The sequence below is a fragment of the Rhizobium sp. M10 genome, assembly GCF_002531955.1.
Lineage (GTDB): Bacteria > Pseudomonadota > Alphaproteobacteria > Rhizobiales > Rhizobiaceae > Rhizobium > Rhizobium etli_C.
Window position 1 is genome coordinate 215,321 of sequence record NZ_NWTA01000004.1, and the last position, 22,338, is coordinate 237,658.

The window sequence follows — 22,338 nt, forward strand, 5'->3', positions numbered from 1 at the left end:
CCTCCCCAATCTCGCCTTTATATCATGCTGCATTGCATTATAAAGGGCAGAACCCGAGCGCATCCGACGTCCGGCGAACAGGACGGAAAGCGCAACCGATCTCAGCGTCAGTTCAAAATACCCGCGCACACGCGGCGCTGGAGGGATTTGCATCTACCCGATATTTCCTATATCCGGCGAAATCAGCGCTTAACGGCTTAACCGGCTGAATGACCGGCGGAGATCATGGGTACGTCAAGACATCGCAGGTGGCGCAGGAAGATCGGACCCGTTTCGCGCTGGCTGCCGGCCTTCGCGCGTGTTTCGACCGTGCTGCTGCTGATTGCGCTTGGGCTTTTCGTGGCGCTGAGGGTGGCGGCGCCCTATCTCATCACGACCGGTTTCGTGCGCTCCGGCATCGAGGACGCGCTGTCGAAATGGACGGGCTATCAGGCCGAGATCGAAGGCAGTCCGGTTCTCGAATTCTGGCCGACGCCACGCATCACGCTGAACGAGGTCACGATCCGCCAGCCGCGCGAAAGCGGCGATAAGCTGCTCGGCAGCATCGAAAGCCTGTCGGCCGATTTCAGCCTCATCGATGCGCTGAGAGGCCGGACGAGTTTCCACGAATTCCATCTGCTGCGCCCCAAGCTGGCGCTGACGCGTGACGAAAAAGGCCTGATCGACTGGAGTTATGCCGGCCTGCTTGCCCGTGCGATCAGCGGCGTGCGCTACGAAAACGGAGCCGAGGTGCTCGATCCTGATCTCGATGCCGAGATCGGCGCGGTGACCGTCGAGGACGGCACGCTTGCCGTCACCGACATCGGGAGCGCCAAGACCTACAATTTCGACAACGTCACGGCCGACATCGCCTGGCCGCGGCTCTCAGGCGCGATCTCGGCCGTCGTCATCGCCCGCATCAACGGCGAGGACCTGAAGGTCGATTTCGCCTCGCGCCAGCCGCTGCTCGTTTTTGCCGGCAAGAGCGCCGAGACGCGGACATCGCTGACGTCGAACCTGCTGACGGCGCGTTTCCAGGGAATTGCCAGCATCGCCCGCCTTTCGGCCGTTTCCGGCAATATCGCCGCCAGCATTCCCGATGTGCCGGCGCTTCTCACATGGTCGGGCAAATCGATTCCCGGCATCGGGACACTGAAGAGCGCATCGCTGGAATCCGACATCATGTCGTCGGGCAGCGGGCTGCGCTTCAACGATCTCAGCCTGTCGCTGAACGAGGCAAGCGCCACCGGCGTGATGGATCTTTCGACCGTGCCCGGCAGACGGCCGAAGATCGGCGGCACGCTTGCATTCGACCAGATGAACCTCAAACCTTTCCTCGATGCCTTTGCGCTGAGGCTCGCCGCCGGCGAGGCAAAGGAAATCTCCAAAGGCATGCGCGAACCGCTGCAGCTGCTTGACATCGACGTCAGGCTTTCGGCGCGCCGCGCGCAGATGGGCCTCTTCGAGCTTTCCGATGTCGGCGCCAGCATGATCGTGACCGGCGGCGAGGCGAAATTCGATATCGGCGACAGCGCCTTCGAAGGCGGCGAGCTGACCGCGCATCTGGAAGCGACGCAGCGTGATTTCGACGGCGGCGGCAAACTGCAGCTGTCGATCCGCGATGCCGACTTCGCCGCTCTTGCCGAGCGCCTGCAGCTCAAAGGGCCGCTGCCGCTTGCGACGGCATCGCTCGATCTCGACCTGCAGTCGCCAAAGGCGATCTGGACGACCGGCCTTGCCGACGTCACCGGCAGGCTGCACTTCTGGACCAAGGAGGGCACGATCCCCGGCATCGACGCCGCAGCGCTGCGGAGCCAGGCCGCCGAAAAGCCGTTCTTTCCGCTGAGTGCTGCGGCAAACGGCGCCTTTGCCTTCAGCCGGCTGGATCTCCGGGCCGATTTCGCCAATGGTTCGGCCGAAATCCACGACGCCGATATCGCCGGGCCTGCACAGACGCTGACACTTTCCGGCGTCATCACCTACCAGTCGAACGGGCTGGCGCTTTCCGGCTCGCTGGAGGCAACCGATCCGGCCAAGGCGGCCGAGCTGCCGCTTTTGCCGTTCTTCATCGGCGGCTCATGGCCAAACCCTGTCATTTCGCCGGTTCCGCTGTTCGGCAATACGCCTCACGCGCAGTAAATCAGGCCCCGGCGGCGGCCGCGCGCTCGTCCCGATCACGCTGGATTTCGCGGCGCTTGGTAATGATCGAGGCGCAGATGACACCGATCGCGACGATGCCGATCAGGATGGTGCAGACCGCATTGATCTCCGGCGTCACGCCGAGGCGCACCTGGCTATAGATCTTCATCGGCAGCGTGGTTGCGCCCGGGCCCGAGGTGAAGCTTGCGATCACCAGGTCATCCAGCGACAGCGTGAACGCCAGGATCCACCCCGAAAACACGGCCGGCGAGATGATCGGCAGGGTAATTTCGAAGAAGGTGCGCACCGGCGGCGCCCCCAGATCCTGCGCCGCTTCCTCGATCGACTGATCGAAGCTTAGGAGCCGTGACTGCACGACGACGGCGACGAAGCACATGGTCAGCGTCGTATGCGCCAGCGTGATCGTCCAGAAGCCGCGGTCGAAGCCGATCGCCACGAAAAGCAGCAGCAGCGACAGGCCGGTGATGACCTCCGGCATGACGAGCGGCGCATAGACCATGCCCGAGAAAAGCATGCGGCCGCGGAAGCGGGTGTAACGCACCAGCGTCAGCGCCGCCATGGTGCCGAGCACGGTGGCGAAGGTGGCCGACAGCAGACCGACGCGGATCGTCACCCAGGCGGCATCGAGCAGGGCCTGGTTCGACAGCAGCGAGACGTACCATTTGGTCGAGAAGCCGCCCCAGACGGTAACGAGCTTCGACTCGTTGAAGGAAAAGATCACCAGCAGCGCGATCGGCAGATAGAGGAAGGCAAAGCCGAGCACGACGGAGATGACGTTGAAACGGGTCCATCGCAGCATGCTTATCTCCCCCGCTCTTCGGCCTTGGCCTGTGCATTCTGAGAGAAGACGATCGGGATCACCAGGATCATGAGCAGGATGGTTGCGACCGCCGAGGAGACCGGCCAGTCGCGATTGGCATTGAACTCGTTCCAGAGCGTCTTGCCGATCATCAGCGTCTGCGACCCGCCGAGAAGATCGGGGATGACGAACTCGCCGACGGCGGGGATGAAGACCAGCATGCAGCCGGCCACCACGCCGGGGATCGACAGCGGGAACGTGACGCGCCAGAAGGCCCGGATCGGCGTGCAGCCGAGATCCTGGGCCGCCTCGATCAGCGTGCCGTCCATCTTTTCGAGCGCCGAATAGAGCGGCAGCACCATGAAGGGCAGATAGGAATAGACGATACCGATATAGACGGCCGTCGGGGTGTTGAGAATGATCAGCGGCGTGTCGATGATATGCAGCGACAAGAGGAGCTGGTTCAGCAATCCTTCCGGCTTCAGGATGGCAATCCACGCATAGACACGGATCAGGAAGCTCGTCCAGAATGGCAGGATGACGAGCATCAGCAGCGTCGGGCGGATGGTGCGCGGCGCCTGCGCCATGCCATAGGCGATCGGATAGGCGATCAGCAACATCAGCAGGGTAGAGATACCGGCGATGGTGACACTCGACAGATAAGCGTTGAAGTAGAGAGGATCGTCGGTGAGATAGCCGTAATTGTCGAAGGAGAAGGTCGCGACCTTGCTCCAGAAACCGCTCCAGCCATCGTCAAAAGAGAAGACCGGCTCATAGGGCGGTATGGCGATCGCCGTCGTCGACAGCGAGATGCGGAAGACGATGAAGAACGGCGCCAGAAAGAAGAGCAGCAGCCAGGCATAGGGAATGACGATGACGAGGCGGTTATAGAAGCGTGATGCCAGCGTTCCCATGATCTCAATCCTTCAGCAGCACGCCGCCGTCTTCATCGAAGGAGACCCAGACGTCCTGATCATAGGTGAAGGGGTCTTCGACGGAGCGCTGCGCGTTGAGGGAAGAGGCTCTGACGAATTTGCCGCTCGGCAGCTTGATGTGGAAGACGGTCATGTCGCCGAGATAGCCGATATCCCAGATCTCGCCCTTGGCCGCGTTGACCGAGGCGTTCGCGGGGGCCGCGCGGCTGACGCGGATCTTCTCGGGGCGGATGGCGAAACCGGCCGTGCTGCCGATCGCCGGAGCGGCGCCTGCGGCGGCGATGCGGATGGTGAAACCGCTGTCGACGGCGATCTCGGTTGGCCCGCTCCCCGATGTCGTCACCTTGCCGTCGAAGATGTTCACGTCGCCGATGAAATCCGCCACGAAGCGGGAATTCGGCGCCTCGTAGATTTCGGCCGGTGTCGCCACCTGCACGACCTTGCCGTGGCTCATGACGGCAATACGGTCGGCCATGGTCATCGCCTCTTCCTGGTCGTGGGTGACGACGACGAAGGTGAGGCCGAGGCTTTGCTGCAGGTCCATCAGTTCGAACTGGGTTTCCTCGCGCAGCTTCTTGTCGAGCGCGCCGAGCGGTTCGTCGAGCAGCAGCACTTTCGGGCGCTTGGCGAGCGAACGGGCGAGCGCCACGCGCTGACGCTGGCCGCCGGAGAGCTGGTTCGGCTTGCGGGAGGCAAATTGCTCGAGCTTGACGAGCTTCAGCATCTGCGCGACGCGCTCGGCCATTTCGTCCTTCGGCATGCCGTCCTGCTTCAGGCCGAAGGCGATGTTCTTCTCGACGGTCATGTGCGGGAAAAGCGCGTAGGACTGGAACATCATATTGACCGGCCGCCTGTAGGGCGGCGTGCCGGCGAGATCGGTGCCGTCGAGAACGATTTCGCCTGATGTCGGCTGCTCGAAGCCGGCGAGCATGCGCAGGAGCGTCGACTTGCCGCAGCCGGACGCGCCGAGCAGCGCGAAAAACTCGCGGTGATAGATGTTCAGCGACAGATCATTGACGGCGGTGAAATCGCCGAAGCGCTTGGTGACATTCTTGAAGGCAATGAAAGGTTTTGCGGACGGGTCGGTCCAAGGCGCGAAAGCGCGGCGGATATTGCCTAAGGATTTCATATTATTCCCCGAAAAATATGCGTATTCGGCCGCCAATTGAAAGGCCCGGACGTTGCCGTCCGGGCCTGGCATTGACTTACTGGCCGGTGACGACCTTCGTCCAGATCCGCGTCGCCGTGCGCTGGGTCTTCGGGTCCCACGGCTTGACGGTGAACAGGTTCTTCATCACCTCTTCGGTCGGATAGACAGCCGGATCGTTCAGCACGTCCTTGCTGACGAACTGCTGCGAGGCCTTGTTGCCGTTGGCATAGAAGGTGTGATCGCTCGCCTTGGCGATGACCTCGGGCTTCATCATGTAGTTCAGGAACTCATGCGCTTCGGCCACATGCTTGGCATCGGCGGGGATCGCCATCATATCGAACCACATCTGGGCGCCCTGTGCGGGGATCGAGTAGTTGACCTCGACGCCGTTCTTGGCTTCGGCCGCACGGTCGCGCGCCTGCAGCATGTCGCCGGAATAGCCGAAGGCGATGCAGATATCGCCGTTGGCAAGGGCGTTGATATATTCGGACGAATGGAACTTGCGGATATAGGGGCGAACCGCCGTCAGCAATTCCTCGACCTTCTTGAAATCCTCGGCCTTGGTGGAGTTCGGATCGAGGCCGAGATAACGCAGCGCCGTGGTCATGACGTCCTTCGGCGTGTCGAGCACGTAGATGCCGCAGTCCTTGAATTTTTCGGCGACCTTCGGATCGAAGATCACTTCGAGGCCGGGTTTGGCATCGGGACCCAGGATTTCAGCGACCTTCTTGACATTGTAGCCGATGCCGTCGGTTCCCCACATGTAATCGACGGCATATTCATTGCCCGGATCGTATGCAGCGGTGCGCTGCTGGATCACGTCCCACATGTTGGAAAGGTTCGGCAGCTTCGACTTGTCGAGCTTCTGGAAGACGCCGGCCTGGATCTGGCGCTGCAGGAAGTCGGCGGTGGGAACGACGACGTCATAACCGGTGCCGCCGGCAAGCAGCTTGGTTTCGACGGTCTCGTTCGAATCGAAGGTGTCGTAGACGACCTTGATGCCGGTTTCCTTGGTGAAGTCGGTTAGGATGCTGTCGTCGATATAATCCGACCAGTTGTAGACGTTGACCACGCGCTCCTGGGCAAAGGCCGGAGCGGCGGCAAAGAGCGCGGCGATGGCGGCGGCCGTCACACTTGCGATGGTTGACCTCATAACTTCTCCTGTTTGTTCAAAGCGTCCGCATCCCCGGACGTCTTTTCCCTCTGGTTTGCCCGCAGACTAAGAAGGAATTTCTAAGCCCACAAGCGCAAAAACTGCGCTGTCGACGATTTCACAATCACTGGAAGTCGAAGGCGCTGAGCCCCGCCACCATCTCGTCGAGCCCGAGCGGTCTCGTCACCGGCGGCTCGGCGCGGGAAAGGCAACCGCGCCGCTCGCAAAGGCGACAGGCCGGGCCGATCGCGACCGGATCGACCGCCGTCATCTGCCCGTAGGCCAGGCCGTCTGAAAGGGCGGCATCACAGCCGATCAGGATCGCCGTGCGCCTGACCCTTTCGCCGAACTCGACGCTCGGCCCTTCGAGCGTGCGGGCGACCGTCAGGAAGGATGCTCCATCCGGCATGACCACCGTCTCGGCGAGAATCTGGCCCGGCTGCAGGAAGGCGGCGTGGATATTGAGCTTCGGACAGCCGCCGCCGAAGCGGGCCTGCGGAAAGCCCTGGGCGCCGCCGCGCCGCAGCCGGTGGCCGGCGGCATCGATCTCCATCATGAAGAAGGGGATGGCTGCCGCCCCCGGCCGCTGCAGCATGGTCAGACGCGTCGCGGCATGCCCGAAGGAGACGCCGAAGCGGGCGCGCAGAATGTCGATATCGTAGCGCGTCGCCTTCGCCGCCGCCAGGAAGGCCTCATAGGGCATGGCGAGCGCCAGGGCCGCGATGCGGGCCAGCTCGAAGCGGGCAATGCGGCGCGCCTCGGCGGAGGAGAGCGAGAGATCGTCGAGCTCGGCATCGATCGCCGGCAGCAAAGCGAGGTTGGCCGCCTCGATAGCGATCTCATGCGCACGGTCGGCCGGCGACAGCCGCTCGGAAATGAAAAGCCGCATCGAATGCCGGTCGAAACGGCGACGCAGATCCGGCATGACATGCACCGGCAGGACGCGCACCGCAATGCCGCGCTCGGCGCGCAGCCAGTCCTTCAGCCCGGCGGCAAGGTCGGCGCCTCCGGGAAGCGTCGCGGCAAAGGCTTCCGCCGCCGTCTCGATCCGTCCGAAATAGGCCGATCTGCGCTCCAGCGTCTCGCGCAGCTCGTCGAGCGGCAACCGGCCGGCGGCGACGGGTGCGTGCCCTTCGGCCGCCATCAGCGCCGTCAGGTCCGACAGCCGGGCGGCCTGTTCACGATAGGCGCGATAGAGCTTGATCATGCCGGCCGCGGCATTGGGTGCGGCCTCGGCCACTTCCACCAGTTCCTGGTCGCCGGGCAATTCGCCCGCAAGCAGCGGATCGGCAAAGACCTCCTTGAGCTGGCCGAGGCTGCCGCCGGTCTGGCCGCGCAACTCCTCCAGATCGACCCGATAGACGGCCGCAAGCTTCAAGAGCAGCTGCACCGTCAACGGCCGCTGGTTGCGCTCGATCAGGTTGAGGTAAGAGGGCGATATTTCGAGCGCCTCGGCCATGGCGGTCTGCGTCAGCGCCAGCGCATTGCGGATGCGGCGCAATTTCGGGCCTGCGAATATCTTCCGTTCCGCCATTGTCACACCCTTTGACAGGCAAGCGGCGCCAATATTTACAAAATTTTACAAATTCACAGCACCACTCTGTCAATCCTCGTCATCTTAACCTCTTTCCGCCCAGGAAATCAAAGGTTTTTCTGGCCATTCCGCGCGATATTGTCAATCTTGTCATCAACACCCCTGATATCGATTTTTAGTGAGGAGATCAGCATGACCGATTTTTACAAACTTGTTCCCAATGCACCGGCGGGCCGCTTCGACGGCATCGAAAGGCCCTATTCGGCCGCCGACGTGCAGCGGCTCAGAGGCTCGGTGGCGCTGACCCACACGCTGGCCGAAATGGGGGCGGACCGATTGTGGCGGCTGCTGCGCCAGGAGGATTTCGTCAATGCGCTCGGCGCCCTTTCCGGCAACCAGGCCATGCAGATGGTGCGCGCCGGATTGAAGGCGATCTATCTCTCCGGCTGGCAGGTGGCGGCCGACGCCAATACGGCATCGGCGATGTATCCCGACCAGTCGCTCTATCCCGCCAATGCCGGGCCGGAGCTTGCCAAGCGCATCAACCGCACGCTGCAGCGTGCCGATCAGATCGAGACATCAGAAGGCAACGGGCTTTCGGTCGAGACCTGGTTCGCGCCGATCGTCGCCGATGCGGAAGCCGGTTTCGGCGGGCCGCTCAACGCCTTCGAGATCATGAAGGCCTATATCGAGGCAGGCGCTGCCGGCGTCCATTTCGAGGACCAGCTCGCCTCGGAAAAGAAATGCGGCCATCTCGGCGGCAAGGTGCTGATCCCCACGGCCGCCCATATCCGCAATCTCGACGCCGCACGGCTTGCCGCCGACGTCATGGGCGTGGCGACGCTGGTGATTGCCCGCACCGACGCGGAAGCGGCAAAGCTGCTGACCTCCGATATCGACGAGCGCGACCAGCCCTTCGTCGATTACGAGGCCGGGCGAACGGTCGAGGGCTTCTACCAGGTCAGGAACGGCATCGAGCCGTGCATCGCCCGGGCCGTCGCTTATGCGCCGCATTGCGACCTGATCTGGTGCGAGACTTCCAAACCGGATCTCGAGCAGGCGCGCCGCTTTGCCGAGGGTGTGCACAAGGTCCATCCCGGCAAGCTGCTCGCCTATAATTGCTCGCCTTCGTTCAATTGGAAGAAGAACCTCGACGAGGCGACGATCGCCAAGTTCCAGCGTGAACTCGGCGCGATGGGCTACAAGTTCCAGTTCATCACGCTCGCCGGCTTCCACCAGCTGAACTACGGCATGTACGAACTGGCGCGCGGCTATCGGCAGCGGCAGATGTCGGCCTATTCCGAGCTGCAGGAGGCGGAATTCGCCGCAGAGGACTACGGCTATACCGCCACCAAACATCAGCGCGAGGTCGGCACCGGCTATTTCGACGCCGTGTCGCTCGCAATCACCGGCGGCCGGTCGTCGACCACCGCCATGCACGATTCAACCGAACATGCGCAGTTCAAACCGGCTGCGGAATAAGGCGAACAGGAGGACAAGACCATGGCATCGATTTCACGCGTCCGGGAACGGGCCGAAGAGCAGACGTCCAGCATGAGCGAGGATCAGCAGACGACGATCCGCATGCTCGCCAATGACCTGCACCGGCTGAACCAGTCGGTCATGAAAGCCGTCGAGGCCGGTGTCTCGGTCGAACTGGTGCGCTCGGCCCGTCATCACGGCGGCGACGGCAACTGGGGCGACCTGCTCATTCCGGTCGTCGTCACCAACCGGCATTGACAAGCATAGCCTGTCGACCTCGGGTCGCCGCCCTTCATCTGAACGCCCGCGTGTCCCGGAGATGCGCGGGCGTTTCATCGTAAACTTCAACCGCGGCTCGGCCGTTTTCCGGCGAAGAGATCGGCATAGCTTCGGATAAGCTTGGTCATTCGGTCGGCGACCGTGCGGATTTCGGGGCGATGGCGGTCCTCGGCATTCATGACGATCCATTGGCGGTGACGCAGTTCCGGTAGTTCGCCGCCCTGGCGCTGCAATTCCGGATGAAGATCGCCGACGAAACAGGGAAGCACGGTCTTGCCGGCGCCGGCGCGCACCAGATCCGGCAGCGAACGCGGCCGGTTGACGGTGGCGACGATCCCGGATGCGGCATGGGCGTGCGGCCAGCGCAGATAGGCCGAGATCGCTTCCTCCTCGCCGACCGCAATCCAGCGCTCGTCGGTCTCGGCGGCGTTGCGTCTGGCATAGACGGCATAGGCCACCTCCCCGAGCAGGCGTGCGGCCAGGTTGGCTTCCGCCGGCTCGAAAGCGCGAATGCCGATATCGCTCTCGCGATAGGCAAGGCTTGCCCGCGCCTCGCCGATGCTGAGCGCAATGGCGAAGGCATCGCCCGGCATGCGGATTGCAGTGAAATTCTCCGTCAGCAGCCAGGCGACCCAGGTGCCGGCGGTGATCCTGACGGTTGTACCGCCCTCACCGGATTGCCGCCAGGCTTCCACCTTGCGGGCGGCGGCTTCCATCTCCTGAAGATGATCGAGCAGCGCCTGGCCATCCTGCGTCAGCCGATAACCGGTCTGGCTGCGCGAAAACAGGGCGCGGCCGACCTCCTGCTCGAGCTCGAGCATGCGCCGGCCGACCGTGGCGGGGCTGAGTCCGCTGGTAGCGCTGGCTCCCGTCAGGCCGCCGAGCCGGGCGACCTGCAGGAAAAGTTGATAGGAATCCCAATTCGCGTTTTTCATCGATGAAAAACATAGCGGGATTTTTCCTGTTTATGAAGCGAATTTTGACGCCTAAATGAAGTGATGTCTAAACATGAGAAAGGACATCGCCATGATCGACATGATCACCATCGTTGGCGTCCACGGATACCGGCATTTCTCCCAGCCAAGCGGTTCCAAAGCGGATGAAGAGCGGTTCTATGCCGAGTACGGAGACAGCAGCATCATCCGCTTCGCCGCCTGGCTGACCTCGCTCGACCTCATGTTAAAGCGGGTCGCAGCGAACGGAAAACGCCGCGGCGTTGCGGCGCAATCCTGCGGCCGTCACGGCCGTGCTCCTCAGGCGACTTTCCTTGCGCCGAGGTGAGCGGCTACCGGTTCTGCGCCGATGCGGAAACGCTCGATGAGCGCCATCAGCGTATCGGCTTCGCCGGCAAGCAGACGGCTGGCCTGCGTCGTCTCGGCAACCATCGAGGCGTTCTTCTGGGTCATCTGGTCCATGGCGTTGACGGAACCGTTGACCTCCTGCAGCGCCGCCGACTGATCGCGGCTGGCGGTGGCGATGGTCTCGACATGGCCGCTGATCGCGATGATCTCGTGGCTGATAGAGGCAAGGACGCTGCCGGTCTTCTGGACGAGTTCGGAGCCGGCCGTCACTTCCCGGCTCGACGTCTCGATCAGCGACTTGATCTCGCGTGCTGCGTCGGCCGAACGCTGGGCGAGTTCGCGCACCTCCTGGGCGACGACGGCAAAACCCTTGCCCGCCTCGCCGGCCCGCGCCGCCTCGATGCCGGCATTGAGCGCCAGAAGATTGGTCTGGAAGGCGATATCATCAATCACCTCGATGATCTGCTCGATCCGCTGCGAGGCCTCTTCGATGCGTTCCATGGCAGCGACGGCATCGCCGACGACGGCGCCGGAATTGTCGGCGGTCTTCTTGGTGGCGGCGACGACGCTGTTGGCTTCACGGGCGCGCTCGGCGGAAGAGCGAACCGTGACGGTGATCTCTTCGACCGCGGCGGCGGTCTCCTCGAGGTTTGCCGCCTGCGCTTCGGTGCGTTTCGAAAGTTCGTCGGCGGAAGCCGAGACGGCGCCGCTGTTGCGCTGGATCGTCGAGGCGCTGTCGCGGATGCCGGAGAGCGTATCCTGCAGCCGCAGAAGCGAGGCGTTGAAATCGACGCGCAGCTGCTCCAGCCGGCCGACGAAAGGTGTGCCGATCGTCTGCGAGACGTCGCCCTGGGACAGGCGGCCGAGGCCGGCCGCAAGCTGGTTGACGGCAAAATCGATCTGGCCGTCGAGCGAGCGCTTGTCGGCATCGTTCCTGGCGCGTTCGGCATCGCTCAAGGCGCGCTGTTCGGCCGCCTCGGTTTCCAGGTCGCGGCGGGCGCGGGCGCTGTCGCGGAAGAGCGAGAGGGCGCGGCCGATCTCGCCGAACTCGTTTTTCTTCTCAAGACATGGGATTGCCTCGTCGAGATCGCCCGAGGAGATCGAGTGAACGCTGGCGGTCAGCGCCTGCAAAGGCTTCACCGACTGGCGGATCGCATAGAAGGCGAGAACGCCGACGAGCAGCATGACGACGGCGCCGATGCCGAGGACCAGGATCAGCAGCTCATTCATGCGCTGATAATAGAATTCCATCGGAATGCCGATGAAGAGAATGCCGACATTGGCGTTCGATGCGTTCTTGATCGGGAAATAACCGGTCATGAACTTGCGGCCGAACAGTTCGGCCGGGCCGAAATAGGCTTCGCCCCGGGCGAGAACCGGTTGGGCCGGATGTTCGGCCACAAGCTTGGTGCCGACGGCGCGGTCGCCGTTTTCCTTCTTGACGTTGGTGGATATGCGGACGTAGTCGCCGCCCTGCTTCTGGAAGATCGTCGCAACGCCGGCGATCGACTGGGCGGTGCGGTCGACCAGCGAATGATCGGCAAGGGCCGGAATGGCCTCTTCGGTGACGGCGGTGAGCTGGTTGTCCTTGACCTCGACCTTGGCGGCCTGATCGGCCGCGCCGTAGAGGACGGCCATGGCGCGGGCGGCGTCCCTCGCGTCGGAGACGGCGCCATCCATCACATGGCCACTCAGATTGTAATAGGTCACGCCGACAATGGCCGCCGTGCTGATCGCCAGCAGAAACAGCGTGATCGCAACGATCTGGCGGACGATGGATGTAGAGAAAAGGCGCAGCATCAGAACCCCCGGCGGCACAACAAGAGCTAAATTAGAGGAAAAGCGTTAAGGAAAATTTTCCGTAAATCTGAATTGGCCGGGATAATCAACCGCCCCGTTTTCGGACATTCCGATCGGCCTGCCAAGGCGGCCGATAGCGCCTTACCAATACGCAAACGGCCCCGGAAAACCGGGGCCGTCGAAACAATGGAAATCAAGCGCTGATCAGGCGGCGCGGTAGACCCGCGCTTCACCCACCCCGCCGTCAATCTTGAACTGCTGGATGAGGCGGCGCAGCGCATCGGCCTCGTCGGCCAGTTCGCGGCTGGCGGCGGTCGTCTCCTCGACCATGGCGGCGTTCTTCTGCGTCATCTGGTCCATCTGGTTGACGGTCGAGTTGACGCTCTGCAGCGCGTTGGACTGGTCGTGGCTGGCGCGGGCGATCATCTCGACATGCTGGCTGATCGTGACGATCTGGGCGCTGATCTTGGCGAGCACCGTGCCGGTCTCCTGCACGAATTGCGAGCCGGAGCTGACCTCGTTGGTCGACTTGTTGATCAGTCCCTTGATCTCCTGCGCCGCGGCGGCGGAGCGCTGGGCGAGTTCGCGGACTTCCATGGCGACGACGGCGAACCCCTTGCCGGCCTCGCCGGCGCGCGCCGCCTCGATGCCGGCGTTGAGCGCCAGCAAGTTGGTCTGGAAGGCGATCTCGTCGATAACGCCGATGATCTGCTCGATCTGGCGCGCGGCATCCTCGATGCGGCCCATGGCGTCGATCGCATTGCTGACGACGACGGCGGAATCGTCGGCGCTGCGCTTGGCCTGACGGACGATCTGGTCGGCATCCTTGGCGCGTTCGGCCGACGAGCGCACCGTGACGGTGATCTGATCGACGGCAGCCGCCGTCTCTTCGAGCGAAGCCGCCTGTTGTTCGGTGCGCTTGGAGAGATCCTCGGCCGACTGGGCCATCTGGTTGCCGTTGCCCTGGATCAGTTCGACATTGTCGCGGATCTGGCTCATCGTCGCCTGCAGGCGCAGCATCGAACCGTTGAAATCCTGACGCAGCTGTTCGAGGCGGCCGATGAAGGGCGTTTCGATCGTCGTCGAGATATCGCCCTGCGACATGCGTTCGAGGCCGGCGGCAAGCGCGTTGACGGCAAATTCGATCTGCCGGTCCATCTCGCGCTTTTCGGCGTCGTTGCGCTGGCGCTCGTGTTCGGCGGCGGCGCGTTCCTCGTCGCTCTGCTCCTCGATGCGGATCTTCGAGATGGCATTCTCCTTGAAGATGCCGAGGGCGCGGGCCATGTCGCCGATTTCGTCGTAGCGCTGCTCGCCTGAAATGCTGGTTTCCAGCGACCCTTCGGCGATACGGCGCATGGCGGCCGTGATCTGGCTGATCGGGCGCTGCAGCGTCAGCACCAGGGCGATACCGCCGAGGATCGACAGCAGGATGCCGAGACCGGTGGTGAGCACCGAGATGCTGTTTGCCTGGGTGCGCTCGGTGCCGGCCGTCTGTTTCTGCAGCTCGGCGAAATCGGTCAGCTTCGTCCAGATCTGGTCGAGTTCCTGGCGGGCGGCGGCATAGGCCGAGACGCGCTCACCGATCGTATCGACGATCTTCGAGCCGCCGCCGGAAATGGCGTCCAGCGCCGGCTGGATCGCGCCGGAGATGCCTTCGGCAAAGCCCATGCCCTTGGCGCTGGTGGTCAGTACCTGCATGTCCTTGCCGAGCGTGCCGGCCTGCTGCTGCAGGCGCACGAGGTTGTCCTTGCTCGAATTGGAGAGGAAGTCTGACAGCACGATCTGCAGCGCATAGACGGAATTTTCCAGGCGCCGCGTATCCTGCAGGACGGAGTTGGTCTGGGCGATGCGGCCTTCGAGCTCGGCAAAGCGCTGGGTCGCCTCGCGCATTTTCTGCGTCGCGGTCAGCTGCGTATAGGTCGAGGTCTGGCGGAAGCGGGACACGAGACGGCCGAGTTCGGCGACGTTCTCGTCGGTCGGCGCGGGCATCTGGGCGATCGCCTTGATGCTGTCGATGGTCGCCGCCAGGGCGTCGATGACGTTTTTCTGATTGGTCGGAACCGAAATGGCGATCAGGCGCTGGGCCTTGATGATCTCCGGCATCTGTTCGTTGATGAAGGCGATCTTCTCCTGTGGCGTCGGCGGCTTGCTGAAGCCGCTGGCGACGGTGCCGAGGAAATCGCCGCCCTTCAGCAGGCGGTCGGCGGTGCGAAGGGTGACGGTGGCGGCACTCTCGTCGCGCTGCAGCGCGGTCTGCAATTCCTCGGCCTGGTAGGAGACGGTGAAGCGGGTGCTGATCAGGCTCTTCTGCGCCGCGTCGATCTGCTCGTGCAGCGCGACTTCCTGCTCATGCAGCGCCCAGAGCTTGTCGACGACGCCTGAAATGTCCTTGGTGCGGCTCGAGGCTTCCGCAAGGCTGTCGCGGCCGGCAGCCTGTTCGCCCACCTGGTTCAGCGTCTGGTCGAGCACGCCCTGCTGGGTCTTCAGATCGGTGAGCAGCTTGTCGCGCGCCGGCTGACTGGTGATGCGCAGGAAGTCGTCCATCGAACCGTAGAGATCCTTGAACCCGCTCAGCGACTGCAGCACGCTGTTGGAAATTTCCATGCGGCCCTGCAGAAGTCCGGAAGCATAAAGGCCCGTCAGGCCCACCGCCGAAATGGTCACAACGAAGGGCAGAACGAAGATCAGGACTTTCGTCTTGATCCTGAAGCGGGAAAGAATCTTGTCAATCAACATGGCGTTCCGGGCCTTTCATACACTACTCCTCCCGCGGGCAGCCATCAGGCGCGCCAGCCGAGTGCACATCAACTATTCTCTTTACATCGGGGAACCCGGAAGCCAGGCGGCAGTCATTGCCGGTTCATGTCCAAGCAAGTTGGAGATGCCCAAATAATCGCGGGCAATTGTGTCAGATTAGATATTAATTTTCGGATAAGCGGTGATGGCAGTTAAAAGCCAAGGCGGTGAAATAGTTGCAATTTATGCCACACAGGACCGCGATGTCGCGATCGCAAGGCGGCAAGGTTACTTCAGGATGAAAGGACAGGTCAGAGGACGTGCGCGAGCAACAGCGCCAGGCTGGCGGCTGTGGCGCCGGCTGTGAGCATCAAATATCGCAGGACCGCCATCCTGATGTCAGGCTTTGCCTGGGTGATTGCGATGGCGCGGGCGCGTCGTGCGTGTCTGGTCATGCTCGAAACCTCACTCTTCTGACACAACAATCCAACAAAACGGCTTGCCGGTAAAGCTTAATCTAGGAAGAGCTTTGCAAACCGCCAATTGAGACAGGATGGCGCACCTCTCTTAAGAAGTCTTGAATCGGCATTTCTAATATACGGGTTCCGCCGATATGCAGAAAGCGAAAGCTTCAGGCGCATTCGCCCGCGGCAAATCCCGAGGCCCAGGCCCATTGGAAATTATAGCCGCCGAGCCAGCCGGTGACGTCGACGCATTCGCCGATGAAATAGAGGCCGGGCACGGCCTTGGCCTCCATGCTGCGTGAATCGAGCGCGGCCGTATCGATGCCGCCGAGCGTCACTTCGGCTGTGCGATAGCCTTCAGAGCCGGAAGGCTTGATTGCAAAGCTCTGGGCGCTCGCGGCAAGGCTGAGCAGCGTCTTGTCGGGTAGGTCGGCCATATTGCCGGAGATCTTTTTGCGCTCGACGAGAAACTGCGCCAGCCGCTTCGGCAGGATCTCGCCAAGCGCGGTCTGGGCCGACTGGCGGCCGTTCAGCTGCTTTGCCGCCTTCAGCTGCGCGGCGATGTCGATATCCGGTTCGATGGCAAGGACGATTTCGTCGCCTTCGCGCCAATAGGAGGAGATCTGCAGGATGGCAGGTCCGCTGAGGCCCCGATGGGTAAACAGCAGCGCTTCGCGGAAGGCGGTCTTGCCGTGGCGGATTTCGGCCGGCGCGGAAATGCCGGCAAGCGGGCCAATGCTTGCGAGCAGGCCGGGATCGAGCGTCAACGGCACCAGGGCCGGGCGGGTTTCGAGCACGGCCAGGCCGAACTGCTCGGCGAGGCGATAGGCAAAGCCGGTGGCGCCCATCTTCGGGATCGATTTGCCGCCGGTCGCGACGATCAGCGCGGAGGCTTCATAGCCGCCCTGCCCGGTCGAGACGCGGAAGCCCGCATCGGTCCTTTCGACGCCTGTTATCTCGGTAGCGAGATCGAGTGCCGCGCCGGCGGCGCGCATCTCGTCCAGGAGCATGCGGATGATGTCCTTGGCGCTGTCGTCGCAGAACAGCTGGCCGAGCGTCTTTTCATGCCAGGCAATGCCGTGCCGCTCGACCATGGCGATGAAATCGGCAGGCGTGAAACGGGCAAGCGCCGACTTGCAGAAATGCGGATTGGTGGACAGAAAATTCTTCGGCCCGGCATGGATATTGGTGAAATTGCAGCGGCCGCCGCCGGAGATGCGGATCTTCTCGCCGGGCGCGCGCGCATGGTCGAGAACGACGACCGAGCGACCGCGTTTTCCGGCGCGGATGGCCGCCATCATGCCCGCCGCCCCGGCGCCGATGACGATGACGTCGCTTTTGCGCTGCAAACCCGTTTCCCCAATCAAATCGGTGTCTTCTTTTTCCATCGAAGGGCGAAAGTCAACGTTCTCGCCCCCTCGCCAATTGGCAAAGTCCGGCTATGATGGCGCCACGATCAACCAAACCGGTGTGTCATGTCCCCAAAAAAGACGACGCTGAAGCCTGCCAGAACCGTACCCGCCTCGACGAAAACTCCTCCGGACCCCGGATCCCTGCGCGGCGTTGCGAACTGGAAGGAAGCGGCGCAGTGGCTGAGAGCCAGGGGCATCGAAGACATCGAATGCATCACGCCCGACCTTGCCGGCGTGCCGCGCGGCAAGATGATGCCGAGCTCGAAATTCACCTCGAACACCTCGCTGGCACTGCCTTCGGCGATCTACCGGCACACGATATCAGGCGAATATCCCGAGGAGACGGAGAGCTTCCGCTACGAGCCGCGCGACAGCGACCTGAAGCTGATGCCGGATCTTTCGACACTGTCGGTCGTGCCCTGGGAGAGCGATCCGACGGCGCAGGTGATCTGCGACATCGTCGATTCGGACGGCGGCGAAGTGCCCTATACGCCGCGCAACGTGCTGAAGCGGATCATGAGCCTTTATCACGACCGCGGCTGGAAGCCGATCGTCGCGCCCGAGATCGAATTCTACCTGGTCGCCAAGAACGACGATCCCGACTATCCGCTGCACCCGCCGAAAGGCCGCTCCGGCCGCTCGATCCTCGGCGGCCAGGGTTATTCGATCGCCGGCATCAACGAATTCGACGAGTTGATCGACGACATCTACCATTTCTCGGAGAAACAGGGGCTGGAGATCGATACGCTGATCCATGAAGAGGGACCGGCCCAGCTCGAAATCAACCTGCGCCACGGCAATCCGATCGAGCTTGCCGACCAGGTGTTCCTGTTCAAGCGCACGATCCGCGAGGCGGCGCTGAAGCATGACATCTACGCGACCTTCATGGCCAAGCCGATGCAGGGCCAGCCGGGTTCGGCGATGCATATCCACCAGTCGGTGGTCAATATCGAGACGGGCAAGAACGTCTTCTCCAATGCGGACGGATCGGCCTCGAAGGAATTCTTCCACTTCATCGGCGGCATGCAGAAATTCGTGCCGAGCGCGATGGCGATGCTTGCCCCTTACGTGAATTCCTACCGCCGCCTGCAGCCGGACATGTCCTGCCCTGTCAACAATGCCTGGGGCTACGACAACCGGACCACCGCCTTCCGCGTCCCGGTGTCCGATCCGCAGGCGCGGCGCGTGGAAAACCGGCTGCCGAGTTCGGACGCCAATCCGTATCTCGCGCTTGCCGCCTCGCTCGCTTCCGGCCTGCTCGGCATTATGAAGCAGATCGAGCCGACGGCGCCGACGGAGGATTCGGCCAATGAGGGCTCGATCGACCTGCCGCGCGGCCTCTTGGAAGCCGTGGCGCTGATGGAGGATGAGCCCGCCTTCGAAGAGGTGTTCGGCACGCAGTTCATCGGCCTTTATGCCGGCGTCAAGCGCGGCGAGTTCGAGACCTTCATGCAGGTGATCAGCCCCTGGGAGCGGGAATTCCTTCTGCTCAACGTGTGAGGGGATCGTCATGGCACCACAAGAGATGTGGCAGAGCCCGATCTCCCCGGGCCTATCCTGGTATCAGGCAACCGTCGGCGAGCGGCCCACCTATGCCGCTCTCGACGGAGCGAGAGCATGCGACGTCGCCATCATCGGCGGTGGCTATACCGGCCTGCAGGCCGCCTATCACCTCGCCAAGTCAGGCGTTTCGGTCGTCCTGATCGAGGCCTGCCGCTTCGGCGACGGGGCGTCCGGGCGCAATGGCGGCCAGCTCGGCACCGGCCAGCGATGGTGGCCGGAAGAGCTCGAGGAAAAAATCGGCTATCAACGCTCGAAGGCGCTGTTCGACGTTGCCGAGGCAGCCAAGCGCCATCTCCTCGATTTTGCAAGCGAGCACCAGATCGAGATCGACTTCGTGCCCGGCCAGCTCAATGTCGCCCACAAGGCGAGCTACGAACGCGATTATCGCGAGAATGCCGAGATCGCCGCGCAGCGCTATGACTATCCGCACATCAGCTTCATGGACAAGAAAGAGACGCAGGAAAGGCTCGGTTCGAAGCGCTTCCACTGCGGCGTGCGCGATGTCGGCACAGGCCATATCCATCCGCTGAAGCTGCTCATCGGGCTCGCCCGTGTCGCCGCCGACGCGGGTGCTGATATCTTCGAGATGACCAAGGCGACGGCGATCCGCCAGGGCGGCGGCAAGGTGACGATCGAAACGGAACGGGGCACGATCACCGCCGACCGGGCGCTGATCGCCTGCGACGGGCATATCGACGGCCTCGAACCGGTGACGGCAAGCCATGTCATGCCGATCCGCTCCTTCATCGGCGCCACCGCTCCGCTCGATAAGCATCCCGAAGTGCTGCCGGGCGGCGAGGCCGTCGCCGATTCGCGCTTCGTCGTGCGTTATTTCCGCCGATTCGAAGACCGCCTGTTGTTCGGCGGACGCGAGGCCTATACGGCCGACAATCCGCGAGACATTTCGCAGCACATCCGCCGGCAGATCGGCGAAATCTATCCCGATCTGAAAGACATCGAAATCACCCATGCCTGGGGCGGCAGCGTCGGCATCACCATGCCGCGCCAGCTCTTCGTGCGCGAGGTGATGCCCGGCGTCACTTCGATCGGCGGTTATTCCGGCCATGGCGTCATGCTGTCAAACTACTGTGGCAAGCTCTATGCGGAAACGGTGCTTGGGAAATCCGGCGATCTGGATCTGTTCAAATCGCTCGATATTCCCGCCTTTCCCGGCGGGGCCTGGATGCGGGCGCCGCTGCTTTTCCTCGCCTTGTCGTGGTTTGCGCTTCGCGACAAGTTTTAGTCCGCCTGCGGATTTCCTCTCATGGAAATTCGCTCTAAAACCGGTGCCCGACAGATTCATTGCACTGCACACTGGCTTTTTTAAATCGATTAGATTAAAAGGGCCGTCAACCAAGCCTGATTGAGAGACAAGCTCATGAGCAGCCAGATCATTCCCGTTGAGCCTTTTGATTACGTCGTCTTCGGCGGCAGCGGCGACCTTGCCGAACGCAAGTTGCTGCCGGCCCTCTATCATCGCCAGATCGAAGGCCAGTTCGGCGAACCGACCCGGGTGATCGGCGCTTCGCGCAGCCCGCTGACGAACGAGGAATACCGCAAATTCGCCCGCGATGCGCTGAAGGAACACCTGAAGAAGGGCGAATATGACGAGAACGAAGTCGAAAAGTTCTGCGCCCGCCTCTATTACGTCTCGGTCGATGCCCGCTCCGACGGCGGCTGGGATCAGCTGAAGAGGCTGCTCGACGAGAGCAAGGAGCGGGTGCGCGCCTTCTATCTGGCGGTCGCACCCGGCATCTTCGGCGACATTTCGCAGAAGATCCATGACCATAAGCTGATCACCAAATCGACCCGCATCGTCGTCGAGAAGCCGATCGGCCGCGACCTCGCCTCGGCGCTGCAGCTCAACGACATGATCGGCCGCGCCTTCAAGGAAGAGCAGATTTTCCGCATCGACCACTATCTCGGCAAGGAAACGGTGCAGAACCTGATGGCGCTGCGCTTTGCCAATGCGCTCTACGAGCCGCTGTGGAATGCCAACTACATCGATCACGTGCAGATCACCGTGGCCGAAGCGGTCGGCCTCGAAGGCCGCGCCGGCTATTACGATACGGCGGGCGCGCTGCGCGACATGGTGCAGAACCACATTCTGCAGCTGCTCTGCCTGACGGCGATGGAAGTGCCCTCGTCGATGGATTCGGAAGCCGTTCGCGACGAGAAGCTGAAGGTGCTGCGGGCACTGAAGCCGCTCGATGCCTCGAATGTCGAGCAGGCGACGGTGCGCGGCCAGTATCGCGCCGGCGCCTCGGGCAGCGGCCCGGTCAAGGGCTATCTCGAAGAGCTCGAAGGCGGCGTCTCCAACACCGAGACCTTCGTCGCCATCAAGGCCGAGATCAACAACTGGCGCTGGGCCGGCGTTCCCTTCTACATCAGAACCGGCAAGCGGCTTGCCGGGCGCATGTCCGAGATCGTCATCACCTTCAAGTCGATCCCGCATGCGATCTTCGATCAGGCCGCCGGCCGCATCAGCCAGAACCAGCTGATCATCCGCCTGCAGCCGGACGAGGGCGTCAAGCAGTCGCTGATGATCAAGGATCCGGGTCCAGGCGGCATGCGCCTGCGCAACGTCTCGCTCGACATGAGCTTTGCCCAGGCCTTCAACGTCCGCAATCCCGACGCCTACGAACGCCTGCTGATGGACGTGATCCGCTCCAACCAGACATTGTTCATGCGCCGCGATGAAGTCGAAGCCGCATGGAAATGGGTCGACCCGATCCTGAAAGGTTGGGAAACCACCGGCCAGCAGGTGCAGGGCTATACGGCCGGCACCTGGGGCCCGAGCCAGGCCATCGCGCTGATCGAGCGCGACGGCCGCACCTGGCATGACGATATCTAGGACGACATCGATGGCATCGACCCTGCATTCCTTCGCCAGCCCCGCAGATCTCGCCGGCAGCCTCGCCGACACGGTCGCCGATACGCTTTCGGCGGCGATCGCCGCCCGCGGCGCCGCCTCCATCGCCGTTTCCGGCGGCTCGACGCCAAAGGCCTTTTTCCAGGCGCTGTCGACACGCGACATCGCCTGGGACAAGGTGACGATCACGCTGGTTGACGAACGCTTCGTGCCGGCCGACAATACCCGCTCGAACCATCTGCTGGTCGATGCCAACCTCTTGCAGGACAAGGCAAAGGCAGCCCGGTTCGTGCCGCTTTACCAGCCGGCAGCCTCGGTCGAGGAGGCGGCAAGGCTGGCGACGGAAAAAAGCGCCGAGATCGGCATCCCCTTCGATGTCGTCATCCTCGGCATGGGCGGCGACGGCCACACGGCCTCGTTCTTTCCCGGCGGCAGCAATCTTGCCGAGGCGCTCGATGCCTCGACGCCGCGCGGCGTCATCACCATGGAGGCAGAAGGAGCCGGCGAGCCGCGCCTGACTTTCACCTTCTCCAGTCTTCAGGATGCGGCACTGCTGGTTCTCCATATCGAGGGCGAAGGCAAAAAAGACGTTCTCGCCAAGGCGGAAGGCAGCGGTGACGAGGCAGACATGCCGATCCGCGCCGTTCTGCGCCGGGCCACTTCCCCGGTCGAGATCTACTGGGCTCCCTGATACGGCCTGACGGCCGCCGGAGCCGGCG

General features: G+C 62.8%; 18 protein-coding genes. 8 read left to right on the forward strand and 10 right to left on the reverse strand.

Annotated features, from left to right (window positions below; all coding sequences use genetic code 11):
* The first annotated feature begins 225 nt into the window (after positions 1 to 225).
* Entirely contained in the window at positions 226 to 2,118 is a 1,893-nt protein-coding gene (locus CO671_RS08700) for an AsmA-like C-terminal region-containing protein (protein WP_097605602.1), read from the forward strand.
* A gap of 1 nt (position 2,119) precedes the next feature.
* Here the strand turns inward: CO671_RS08700 and CO671_RS08705 are convergent, their stop codons facing one another.
* From CO671_RS08705 to CO671_RS08725, 5 genes are all read right to left on the reverse strand, one after another.
* On the reverse strand, positions 2,120 to 2,938 hold the full coding sequence (locus CO671_RS08705) for an ABC transporter permease subunit (protein WP_097605603.1): 819 nt from the start codon (positions 2,936 to 2,938) through the stop codon (positions 2,120 to 2,122).
* Positions 2,939 to 2,940: 2 nt separating this feature from the next.
* Complete coding sequence (locus tag CO671_RS08710; RefSeq protein ID WP_097605604.1) at positions 2,941 to 3,852, reverse strand: ABC transporter permease subunit; 912 nt, start codon at positions 3,850 to 3,852, stop codon at positions 2,941 to 2,943.
* A 4-nt stretch (positions 3,853 to 3,856) separates the two neighbouring features.
* Positions 3,857 to 5,002, reverse strand: coding sequence for an ABC transporter ATP-binding protein (locus tag CO671_RS08715; RefSeq protein WP_097605738.1), 1,146 nt, complete (start codon positions 5,000 to 5,002; stop codon positions 3,857 to 3,859).
* A gap of 76 nt (positions 5,003 to 5,078) precedes the next feature.
* Positions 5,079 to 6,176: a polyamine ABC transporter substrate-binding protein gene (locus tag CO671_RS08720; RefSeq protein WP_097605605.1), complete on the reverse strand. Its 1,098-nt coding sequence runs from the start codon at positions 6,174 to 6,176 to the stop codon at positions 5,079 to 5,081.
* A gap of 124 nt (positions 6,177 to 6,300) precedes the next feature.
* Entirely contained in the window at positions 6,301 to 7,710 is a 1,410-nt protein-coding gene (locus CO671_RS08725; protein WP_097605606.1) for an XRE family transcriptional regulator, read from the reverse strand.
* A 192-nt stretch (positions 7,711 to 7,902) separates the two neighbouring features.
* Here CO671_RS08725 and aceA point away from each other — a divergent pair, with 192 nt between their 5' ends.
* Together aceA and CO671_RS08735 are read left to right on the forward strand one after the other, a co-directional pair.
* Positions 7,903 to 9,192, forward strand: a complete 1,290-nt coding sequence (gene aceA, locus CO671_RS08730) for an isocitrate lyase (protein WP_097605607.1) — start codon at positions 7,903 to 7,905, stop codon at positions 9,190 to 9,192.
* 21 nt (positions 9,193 to 9,213) lie between these two features.
* Positions 9,214 to 9,450, forward strand: coding sequence for a hypothetical protein (locus tag CO671_RS08735; RefSeq protein WP_039617955.1), 237 nt, complete (start codon positions 9,214 to 9,216; stop codon positions 9,448 to 9,450).
* 86 nt (positions 9,451 to 9,536) lie between these two features.
* Here the strand turns inward: CO671_RS08735 and CO671_RS08740 are convergent, their stop codons facing one another.
* Complete coding sequence (locus tag CO671_RS08740; protein ID WP_097605608.1) at positions 9,537 to 10,406, reverse strand: LysR family transcriptional regulator; 870 nt, start codon at positions 10,404 to 10,406, stop codon at positions 9,537 to 9,539.
* 91 nt (positions 10,407 to 10,497) lie between these two features.
* On the opposite strand from CO671_RS08740, the gene CO671_RS08745 reads away from it, so the two are divergent.
* The gene (locus CO671_RS08745; protein WP_097605739.1) at positions 10,498 to 10,752 is read left to right on the forward strand and encodes a hypothetical protein; all 255 of its coding nucleotides are present in this window, start codon (positions 10,498 to 10,500) and stop codon (positions 10,750 to 10,752) included.
* On the opposite strand, the gene CO671_RS08750 is transcribed toward CO671_RS08745, so the two are convergent.
* The 4 genes from CO671_RS08750 to CO671_RS08760 form a co-directional block, all read right to left on the reverse strand.
* On the reverse strand, positions 10,725 to 12,572 hold the full coding sequence (locus tag CO671_RS08750; protein WP_097605609.1) for a methyl-accepting chemotaxis protein: 1,848 nt from the start codon (positions 12,570 to 12,572) through the stop codon (positions 10,725 to 10,727). The two genes, CO671_RS08745 and CO671_RS08750, sit on opposite strands and share 28 nt — an antisense overlap.
* 204 nt (positions 12,573 to 12,776) lie before the next feature.
* The gene (locus CO671_RS08755) at positions 12,777 to 15,308 is read right to left on the reverse strand and encodes a methyl-accepting chemotaxis protein (RefSeq protein WP_097605610.1); all 2,532 of its coding nucleotides are present in this window, start codon (positions 15,306 to 15,308) and stop codon (positions 12,777 to 12,779) included.
* A 311-nt stretch (positions 15,309 to 15,619) separates the two neighbouring features.
* Complete coding sequence (locus tag CO671_RS33690) at positions 15,620 to 15,763, reverse strand: hypothetical protein (protein ID WP_170964951.1); 144 nt, start codon at positions 15,761 to 15,763, stop codon at positions 15,620 to 15,622.
* A 176-nt stretch (positions 15,764 to 15,939) separates the two neighbouring features.
* Positions 15,940 to 17,160, reverse strand: coding sequence for an NAD(P)/FAD-dependent oxidoreductase (locus CO671_RS08760; RefSeq protein ID WP_097605611.1), 1,221 nt, complete (start codon positions 17,158 to 17,160; stop codon positions 15,940 to 15,942).
* Between the two features lie 87 nt (positions 17,161 to 17,247).
* On the opposite strand from CO671_RS08760, the gene CO671_RS08765 reads away from it, so the two are divergent.
* The 4 genes from CO671_RS08765 to pgl all read left to right on the forward strand — a co-directional run bounded on the left by CO671_RS08765 (position 17,248) and on the right by pgl (position 22,310).
* On the forward strand, positions 17,248 to 18,684 hold the full coding sequence (locus CO671_RS08765) for a glutamine synthetase family protein (RefSeq protein ID WP_097605612.1): 1,437 nt from the start codon (positions 17,248 to 17,250) through the stop codon (positions 18,682 to 18,684).
* 10 nt (positions 18,685 to 18,694) lie between these two features.
* Positions 18,695 to 19,990, forward strand: a complete 1,296-nt coding sequence (locus tag CO671_RS08770) for an FAD-binding oxidoreductase (protein WP_097605613.1) — start codon at positions 18,695 to 18,697, stop codon at positions 19,988 to 19,990.
* A gap of 135 nt (positions 19,991 to 20,125) precedes the next feature.
* The gene (gene zwf / locus CO671_RS08775) at positions 20,126 to 21,601 is read left to right on the forward strand and encodes a glucose-6-phosphate dehydrogenase (RefSeq protein ID WP_097605614.1); all 1,476 of its coding nucleotides are present in this window, start codon (positions 20,126 to 20,128) and stop codon (positions 21,599 to 21,601) included.
* A gap of 10 nt (positions 21,602 to 21,611) precedes the next feature.
* Complete coding sequence (gene pgl / locus CO671_RS08780; protein WP_097605615.1) at positions 21,612 to 22,310, forward strand: 6-phosphogluconolactonase; 699 nt, start codon at positions 21,612 to 21,614, stop codon at positions 22,308 to 22,310.
* Positions 22,311 to 22,338 lie beyond the last annotated feature (28 nt).